The organism is Lentzea sp. NPDC059081, assembly GCF_042738015.1.
In the GTDB taxonomy this organism is placed as follows: Bacteria; Actinomycetota; Actinomycetes; order Mycobacteriales; family Pseudonocardiaceae; genus Lentzea.
This window is the reverse complement of the sequence record NZ_JBHYGW010000034.1, coordinates 22,175-29,657: the sequence shown is the minus strand read 5'-3', so window position 1 is coordinate 29,657 and position 7,483 is coordinate 22,175. Positions and strand designations below refer to the sequence as shown.

Here is a 7,483-nt window from a genome sequence, read left to right as displayed (position 1 = left end):
TCTTTTCGTGTGTGTGTAGCTCCTCTCTCTTCTCTCTCTTCCTCCCTCCCTCCCCCCCCCCTCCCCCCTCCCCCCCCCCCCCCCGCCTCGGCGCATGTGCGACGCCTTCGCACCATTCCGGACTGCAGGTAATCCCGCCAGGGGCAGGACAGGCGCGGCTCAGGCTCCCGCGGAGGGCTCGGCCACCCGGACCAGGATCGCGCCGCACTCCTCGCACCGCACGACCTCGTCGGCTGCCGCTTCCTTCACCTTGGCGAGAGCGCTGCGGTCCAGCTCGATCCGGCACGCACCGCACCGGCGCGACTGGAACACCGCGGCGCCGATGCCCCGCTGCTCGCGCTGGCGGTCGTAGAGCTTCAGCAGGTCGTCCGGGAAGCCCTTGGCCATCACCGCACGGTCGCTGGTGCGACGGGTCTCCACCGCCTCCAGGTCGGCCAGCGCGGCGTCGCGGCGGCCGGCGGCGTCTTCCAGGGACTGGCGGGCCTTGTCGAGCTCCACGCGGGCGAAAGAGGTGTCGGCCTCCACGGCCTCGCGGCGTTCCATCAGCTCCAGCAGGTCGTCCTCGAGGACGCCCTGGCGGCGCTGGATGGTGGCCAGCTCGTGCTCGAGGTCGGTGAGCTGCTTGGCGCCGACCGAGCCGGACTGCATCAGCTTGCGGTCGCGGTCAGCGCGGGCCCTGACCTGGTCGATCTCGGTCTCCTGGCGCTTGAGGTCGCGGTCGAGGTCGCCGAGCGTCGTCTCGACGGCCACGAGGGCGTCCTGCTTGGTGCGCACCTGCTGCTCGGCGTTGGCGATCTCCGCGATCTCGGGCAGCGTGCGGCGGCGGTGGGTGACACGCGCCAGTTCGGCGTCGACCTCGGCCAGGTCGAGCAGCCTGCGCTGCACTGCGGGGTCGGCTTTCACGCATGTCCTCCTGCTGCTGAGCTCGTCGCGCCTACGGTCCACGGGTCGGTCCGGCGAGTGGAGACGAGTACGTCGACCCTACCGCCGAACGCGGTGCGCAGGATTTCCGCCGCCTGCTCGCACCACGGCCACTCGCTGGCCCAGTGCGCGACGTCGACCAACGCCGGGCCGCCGGACTCGAGGTGCTCGGACGCGGGGTGGTGGCGGAGGTCGGCCGTGACGTAGGCGTCGACGCCGGCCCGGGTGACCGCGCCGAGGAAGCTGTCGCCCGCTCCGCCGCACACCGCCACGCGCTTGATCGGGCGGTCGGGGTCGCCTGCCACCCGGACGCCCTGCACGGTGACGGGCAGTGCGTCGGCGACGCGCTGGGCGAAGACCCTCAGCGGCTCGGCCTCCGGCAGTTCGCCGATGCGGCCCAGACCGGTGTCGCCGCCGGGTTCCGCGGGTTCCAGCGGACCGGTGATCGTCAGGCCCAGCGCGGACGCGAGCGCGTCGGACACGCCCGGCAGAGCGCTGTCGGCGTTGGTGTGGGCGCAGTAGAGCGCCGAGCTGTTGCGGATCAGCTTGTGCACCAACGCACCTTTGGGGTCGTTGGCCGGAACACCGTTGACACCGCGCAGCAACAACGGGTGGTGGGCCAGCACGAGCTGCGCGCCGGACTCGACCGCCTCGTCCACAATGGACGACGTCGGGTCGACGCAGACGAGCACGCGCGTCACCTCGTCGTGCGGGTCGCCGCACACGAGGCCGACCGCGTCCCACTGCTCGGCGGTCTTCGGCGGATACGCGGACTCCAGGACCGCGATCACGTCGGCGAGCTTCACGCCAGTTCCTCCATCACTACCCGCAGCGCGTCGGCGAACACCGCGAACTCCTCCGGCGGGCGGATCGCCACGCGCACGTACGTGTCGTCGAGACCGGGGAACGTGTCGCAGCGCCTCACCGCGATTCCCTTGTCCCGCAACGCTTCCCGCGTGCCGCGCGGAACCCTCAGCAGCAGGAAGGGTGCTTTCGGCGGCACGACGACGAGGTCTCCGAGCTGGGCGACGGCGTACGCGGCGTGCTCCGCGGCCTCCAGTGCGAACCGCGCCGAGGCCGCCAGCGCCTCCGGCTCGCAGCACGCGGTGATCGCCTCCAGTGTCAGGCTGCCGACGGGCCAGTGCGGACGGCCGTGCGCCAGCCGTGCCAGCGTCTCCGGGTCGCCGAGGAGGTAGCCCGCCCGCAGCCCCGCGAGCCCCCAGGTCTTGGTGAGGCTGCGCAGCACGAGCACGTCCGGGTCGCCCGCCAGCGACTCCGGCTCACCGGGCACGGCGTCCATGAACGCCTCGTCCACGACCAGCCGGCCGGGCAGGGACTTCAGGGCGGACGCCGGGTGCAGCACCGACGTGGGGTTCGTCGGGTTGCCGATGACGGTCAGGTCGGCGTCCACAGCGGTCGGGGACAGCGTGAAGCCGCCGGAGAGCAGCACGTGGTCGACCGGGATCCCGGCATCGCGGAACGCGACCTCGGGCTCGGTGAAGCCGGGGTGCACGATCGCGGCACGGCGCGGCGCGAGCTTCGGCAGCAGCGCGAAGCCCTCCGCGGCGCCGTTGAGCAGCAGGACCTCGTCAGGCGAACGCCCGTGCCGGCGTGCGACGGCCGCACGGGCGCGCTCCTCAGCCTGCCTCGAGGGGTAACTCCCCAGTTCGCCGAGCGCCGCGGCCAGCCGGTCGCGCAGCCAACCGGGCGGGTGCGGCACCCGCACGTTGACGGCGAAGTCGGCGAGGCCTGGTGCGGCGTCGACGTCACCGTGGTGGCGCAGGTCTGGGCTGGTCATCGCCCGAGATACTAGGCGACCAGCTCAGCGCCCCACGTCACTGCATGTAGCGGCGGAGCTCGGTCAGGTGGCTGATCAGCTCGTCCAGCTGGAACGTGTCGAGCTGCGCGGACTCACCGGGCGGGGTGCGGAAGCAGACGCGACCCTTCTCGTTGAGGTACACCTCGAACGCACGTCGGCGCCCGAGGGCGTCGGTACATCCGATGATCTCCCGTTGCGGGGGCACGTCGGTACCTGTCTGCATGGGCGGCCTCCATGTCGTTTGTCCGTACATCTTGCGACAGCGGTTGAGCGTTACCGTGCGGCGGCACCCCATAGGCTGCGCTGTCATGCACGTCTCGTTCGTCTGCTCCGGCAACATCTGCCGGTCCCCAGTGGCAGCGCTCGTCTTCCGCGAGTGGCTGTCCAGGGAAGGATTGTCCTCCCAGGTCCAGGTGTCCAGTGCCGGCACCGGCGGCTGGCACGTCGGCGATCCCGCCGATCCGCGTGCTTTGAAGACGTTGGCGGACAACGGATACCCGACCGACCACGTGGCCGCGCAGGTCGGAGCGGAGCACCTGGACGCCGACCTGCTGGTCGCGCTCGACTCCGGGCACGCCAGGGCACTGCGCCGGATGGTCGATCCCGATCGTGTGCGGCTGCTCCGTTCGTTCGACCCCGACGCGGACGACAACGACGTGCCGGACCCCTACTACGGCGACGACGCCGGGTTCACCGAGGTCCTGACCATGGTCGAAGCGGCGATGCCGGGGCTGGTCGCGTGGGTCCGCGAGCGGCTCTGAGGACGAAGGTCCAGTCACCGCGGGCCACCGCTGCCGAGGCGGCGGGCCTGCGGTGGCTCAGCGTCGAGGGCGGCCCACCGGTCCCCCGCGTGCACGAGGCCTCCCAGGGCACGCTCGTCATCGACGAGATCAAGACCGGCCCGCCGAATCTTCAGGCGGCCGTGACCTTCGGGCGCCGGCTGGCGGCGTTGCACCTCGCCGGCGCCGACGCGTTCGGGGCACCCCCGCCCGGCGGTCCGCGCGAGGCGACCATCGGCATGGCCTCGATGGTCAACGAGCCCGCGCCCGCGTGGCCCGAGTGGTTCGCGTCACACCGCATCCGGCCGTACGCGCTGCAGGCAGGCATCGACGTCGACGAGGTCTGCGCGCGCATCGACGAACTGGCCGGGCCGCCGGAACCTCCCGCGCGGCTGCACGGCGACCTGTGGAGCGGCAACGTGCTGTGGGGCGCCGACGGCCAGGTGTGGCTGATCGACCCGGCCGCGCACGGCGGGCACCGGGAGAGCGACCTGGCGATGCTCCGGCTGTTCGGCTGCCCGTTCCTCGACCACGTGCTCGGCGCCTACCAGGAGGTCGCGCCGCTCGCCGACGGCTGGGAGCGACGGGTGCCGTTGCACCAGCTGTTCCCGCTGCTCGTGCACGCCGTGCTGTTCGGCGGCGGCTACCGGGCGCAAGCGCTCGCCGCGGCCCGCGCGGCACTGCGGGGATGATGGAGGTCATGGACCTCACAGGCTGGACGTGGCTCAACGAACCCAAGCAGTGGTCTGCCGACCCGCTGACCGTGCACGCCGACGCCGGGAGCGACTTCTGGCGCCTGACCGGCAACGGCCTGGTCCGCGAGAACGGTCACCTCTACGGCACGACGCTGGCCGGCGACTTCACCATCACGGCCACGTTCAGCGGCGAGTTCGCGGCGCAGTACGACCACGCGGGTGTCGGGCTCCTGCTCGACGGCGAGACGTGGATCAAGGCCGGGGTGGAGGTCTACGACGGGAAACTGCAGGCCAGCACGGTTGTCACGCGCGGTTTCTCGGACTGGAACCTGGCGCTCGTCGGCGAGTTCGACCGGTTCACCGTCAGCGCCGAACGCAAGGGTGACGCGGTGTGGGTGAAGTACGGGGTCGACGGTGCGGAACCGACGAACCTGCTGCGCAAGGCGTACTTCCCGCCTCAGTTGGAGACCAAGGTGGGGATCATGGCCGCGAGTCCGGACGGCGAGGGGTTCGCGACCCAGTTCCACGAGGTCCAGCTCACCCGTTAGCGGCGTTGCGTTTGTTTCGAATACTGCGGATACTTCGATTATGGGAAGGAGGGGAAGATGAGTTCCGCAGCACTGAGAGCGGTCCAACCTGACGATGACGACGTTGTCAGGGCGAACGCCGCGCTGACCAGGGTCAAGGCCTACTTGCACGGTCACCACGACGACGAGGGCGATGTTCGCGTCAGAGTCGAGGAGAACGACGACGTGCTGGTGCTCCCGCGCGCCGCCGTCGAACTCTTCGCCCAGATCCTCGCCTACATGGCAGCCGGTCACGGTGTGTCCGTCGTACCCGCGGACGCCGAGCTGACCACACAGCAGGCCGCCGATCTGTTGAACGTGTCACGTCCCTACCTGATCGGTCTGCTCGAGGCGGGCGAGATCGAGTACCGCAAGGTGGGCAAGCACCGCCGCATCAAGGCAGCCTCGCTGGTGGAGTACATGCGCACCGACGACGAACGCCGGCGCCGCGCCACCGATGAGCTGTCTGCGCTCACGCAAGAGATGGGCCTGACCTGAGTGAGTTTCGTCGTCCTCTACGACGCCAATGTTCTCTACCCGAGCACACTGCGGGACCTGCTGATCCGCATCGCAGGAGCAGGTCTCGTCCAGGCCAAGTGGACTGAACAGATCCTCGACGAGGTGTTCCGCAACATCCGGAAGAACCGTCCGGAGCTCTCCGCCGGACAGCTCGAACGGACCCGGTCGCTGATGCTCACCTCTGTCCGGGACTGCCTCGCGACCGACAACCTCAAGGACTTCCCGGCGGAAGCGTTGCGGCAGTGGGACATCGACCCCAAGGACGCGGACGACTTCATCAGCGACCAGATCGGGTTGGACGCCAAGGTCGTGTGGAGCTGCGTCCAGCAGATCGCGAACACCTGGCGCAATCCTCCCGGCACGATCGGGGACGTCCTCGCGTCTCTCGAACGATGTGGGCTGGTCCAGTCAGTGGCCGCACTCCGCGCACTCTGAAGGGTCATCTACCGTGAGGACGTGCGGTTCAAGTTCCTCCTCAAGCCGGGCTGGCTGGCGCTGACCCTGGCCGTCTGGGTGTTCGCGGGTGCCTGCATCTACTTCCTGTCCCCGTGGCAGTTCGGCCGCAACGACGAGCGCCAGGCCCAGAACTCCGCCATCACCAAGTCGCTGAAGAGCGACCCGGTGCGGTTCGGCGCCCAGCACGACGAGTGGCAGAAGGTCGAGATCAAGGGCCGGTACGTGCCCGAACTGGAGGCGCTGGCCAGGCTCCGCACGGTCCAGGGCGAGGCCGCGTTCGAGGTCATCACGCCGTTCGAGACCACCACCGGGCACCGGGTGCTCGTCGACCGCGGGTACGTCCGGCCGGTCAACGGCATCAAGCCGCCGAACTTCCAGCAGCCGCCCACCGGCGAGGTCACGCTCATCGGGCTGGCCAGGCCGAACGAGTCCAACGCCACACCCGCGTTCGAGCAGGACGGCCGCAAGCAGATCTACTCGATCAACAACGACGCGGTCGGCCAGGGCATCGAGCCCGGCTACTACCAGCTGATCGAGAACCAGCCGGGCGCCCTCGACACATTGCCGCTGCCTCGGATCGAGTCCGGGCCGTTCTTCTCCTACGCGCTGCAGTGGATCGCGTTCGGCGTCATGGCGGTCGGCGGCTGGCTGTACTTCACGATCCGCGAGGCACGGCCGGGTGGCGTGCTGCACGAGGACACGAAGAAGCGCAGGAAGAAGTCGATCGCCGAGCTACTTGCGGAAGAGGGCGACGACGGCACTGACGAACCCCGCGCCGAAGCCGACGACGCGGGACAGCTCCACGGCACGCGTCACGTGACCTGAGTCCGGGTTGCGGCCGTGGCCCATCACCGGGCGCTCCTCGACGCCGTGCGAGTAGACGGTGCGGCCGCCCAGGCGGATCTCCAACGCCCCCGCGAACGCCGCCTCGACCTGGCCCGCGTTCGGCGACGGGTGCGCTGAGGCGTCCCGGCGCCACGTCTCCAGGGCCTGCGACGCCGACCCGCCCACGACCGGAGCACCGCCGACGGTCAGCAGGGCCGCCAGCCGCGACGGCAGCAGGTTCAGCAGATCGTCGAGGCGCGCGGACGCCCAGCCGAACCGCAGGTAGCGCGGCGACTTGTGGCCGACCATCGCGTCCAGCGTGTTCGCGGCGCGGTAGCCCAGCAGCCCGGGCACGCCGAAGACCGCACCCCAGAACAACGGCGCCACCACGGCGTCCGACGTGTTCTCGGCCACGGACTCCACGGTCGCGCGGGCCAGTCCGAGCGTGTCCAGGCGGGAGGCGTCCCGGCCGCACAGCGAAGGCAGGCGGTCACGCGCGGCCTCGATGTCGCCGTCGGCCAGCTCACGACCCATCGACGTGCCCTCGGTCGCCAGCGAGTTGCCGCCCAGCACGGTCCAGGTCGCCAGAGCGGTGGTCAGCGTCTGCGCCACGAAGCCACGACGAGCGAACCGCTCCACGGCGACGCCGGCGGCCACGGTCCCGCCCACCAGCACGGCCGAATACACGACCCCGGCGGCCTGCGAGTCGGCGTAGAGGCGCTTCTCCAGGGCCGCGGCGGACTTGCCGAATGCCGCTACCGGGTGAAATCGGCGTGGATCACCGAACACCGCGTCCGCGGCCACGCCCAGCAACAACCCCAACGCGCGCCCCGCGCCCACGGCACCCTCCCCAGCTCGTCGAAGGCACGGTAGCGCCGCATCGCCTCCTCGCGCGCATTAGGG

At 70.5% G+C, this 7,483-nt stretch carries 11 protein-coding genes; 6 read left to right on the top strand and 5 right to left on the bottom strand.

All coding sequences use genetic code 11. The features are described 5' to 3' along the window. Positions 1-159: 159 nt before the first annotated feature. The 4 genes from ACFWV3_RS40195 to ACFWV3_RS40180 are packed head-to-tail and all read right to left on the bottom strand — an operon-like array spanning position 160 to position 2,882. Positions 160-903 (bottom strand): zinc ribbon domain-containing protein, encoded by a 744-nt coding sequence (locus ACFWV3_RS40195; protein WP_382419189.1) that lies wholly within the window; start codon positions 901-903, stop codon positions 160-162. Next, on the bottom strand, positions 900-1,727 hold the full coding sequence (locus ACFWV3_RS40190) for a Nif3-like dinuclear metal center hexameric protein (protein ID WP_382419188.1): 828 nt from the start codon (positions 1,725-1,727) through the stop codon (positions 900-902). Before ACFWV3_RS40190 ends, ACFWV3_RS40195 begins: the two co-directional genes overlap by 4 nt. Further along, on the bottom strand, positions 1,724-2,719 hold the full coding sequence (gene cobC / locus ACFWV3_RS40185) for an Rv2231c family pyridoxal phosphate-dependent protein CobC (protein WP_382419187.1): 996 nt from the start codon (positions 2,717-2,719) through the stop codon (positions 1,724-1,726). Before cobC ends, ACFWV3_RS40190 begins: the two co-directional genes overlap by 4 nt. Positions 2,720-2,756: 37 nt before the next feature. Further along, positions 2,757-2,882: a hypothetical protein gene (locus ACFWV3_RS40180; RefSeq protein ID WP_382419186.1), complete on the bottom strand. Its 126-nt coding sequence runs from the start codon at positions 2,880-2,882 to the stop codon at positions 2,757-2,759. 166 nt (positions 2,883-3,048) lie between these two features. Here ACFWV3_RS40180 and ACFWV3_RS40175 point away from each other — a divergent pair, with 166 nt between their 5' ends. Genes ACFWV3_RS40175 through ACFWV3_RS40150 form a run of 6 tightly spaced genes read left to right on the top strand, consistent with a single transcriptional unit; the run spans position 3,049 to position 6,580 of the window. After that, a complete protein-coding gene (locus ACFWV3_RS40175; RefSeq protein ID WP_382419185.1) occupies positions 3,049-3,501 on the top strand; it encodes a low molecular weight protein-tyrosine-phosphatase in 453 nt (150 codons plus the stop codon). After that, complete coding sequence (locus tag ACFWV3_RS40170) at positions 3,480-4,211, top strand: fructosamine kinase family protein (protein ID WP_382419184.1); 732 nt, start codon at positions 3,480-3,482, stop codon at positions 4,209-4,211. The genes ACFWV3_RS40175 and ACFWV3_RS40170 overlap by 22 nt, the downstream gene beginning before the upstream one ends. An 8-nt stretch (positions 4,212-4,219) precedes the next feature. Further along, complete coding sequence (locus ACFWV3_RS40165) at positions 4,220-4,762, top strand: DUF1349 domain-containing protein (protein ID WP_382419183.1); 543 nt, start codon at positions 4,220-4,222, stop codon at positions 4,760-4,762. A gap of 57 nt (positions 4,763-4,819) precedes the next feature. Then, complete coding sequence (locus ACFWV3_RS40160; protein ID WP_382419182.1) at positions 4,820-5,278, top strand: helix-turn-helix domain-containing protein; 459 nt, start codon at positions 4,820-4,822, stop codon at positions 5,276-5,278. Then, positions 5,279-5,734: a PIN domain-containing protein gene (locus ACFWV3_RS40155; protein ID WP_382419181.1), complete on the top strand. Its 456-nt coding sequence runs from the start codon at positions 5,279-5,281 to the stop codon at positions 5,732-5,734. 21 nt (positions 5,735-5,755) lie between these two features. Then, positions 5,756-6,580 (top strand): SURF1 family protein, encoded by an 825-nt coding sequence (locus tag ACFWV3_RS40150; protein WP_382419180.1) that lies wholly within the window; start codon positions 5,756-5,758, stop codon positions 6,578-6,580. Here ACFWV3_RS40150 and ACFWV3_RS40145 read toward each other — a convergent pair. Beyond that, on the bottom strand, positions 6,488-7,420 hold the full coding sequence (locus ACFWV3_RS40145; RefSeq protein ID WP_382419179.1) for a cobalamin biosynthesis protein: 933 nt from the start codon (positions 7,418-7,420) through the stop codon (positions 6,488-6,490). The two genes, ACFWV3_RS40150 and ACFWV3_RS40145, sit on opposite strands and share 93 nt — an antisense overlap. Positions 7,421-7,483: the final 63 nt, after the last annotated feature.

Bases quoted from the DNA above. Each gene is read 5' to 3' on its own strand.
- ACFWV3_RS40175 (WP_382419185.1), top strand. From the start codon at position 3,049: ATGCACGTCTCGTTCGTCTGCTCCGGCAACATCTGCCGGTCCCCAGTG.
- cobC (WP_382419187.1), bottom strand. From the start codon at position 2,719: ATGACCAGCCCAGACCTGCGCCACCACGGTGACGTCGACGCCGCACCA.
- ACFWV3_RS40165 (WP_382419183.1), top strand. From the start codon at position 4,220: ATGGACCTCACAGGCTGGACGTGGCTCAACGAACCCAAGCAGTGGTCT.
- ACFWV3_RS40160 (WP_382419182.1), top strand. From the start codon at position 4,820: ATGAGTTCCGCAGCACTGAGAGCGGTCCAACCTGACGATGACGACGTT.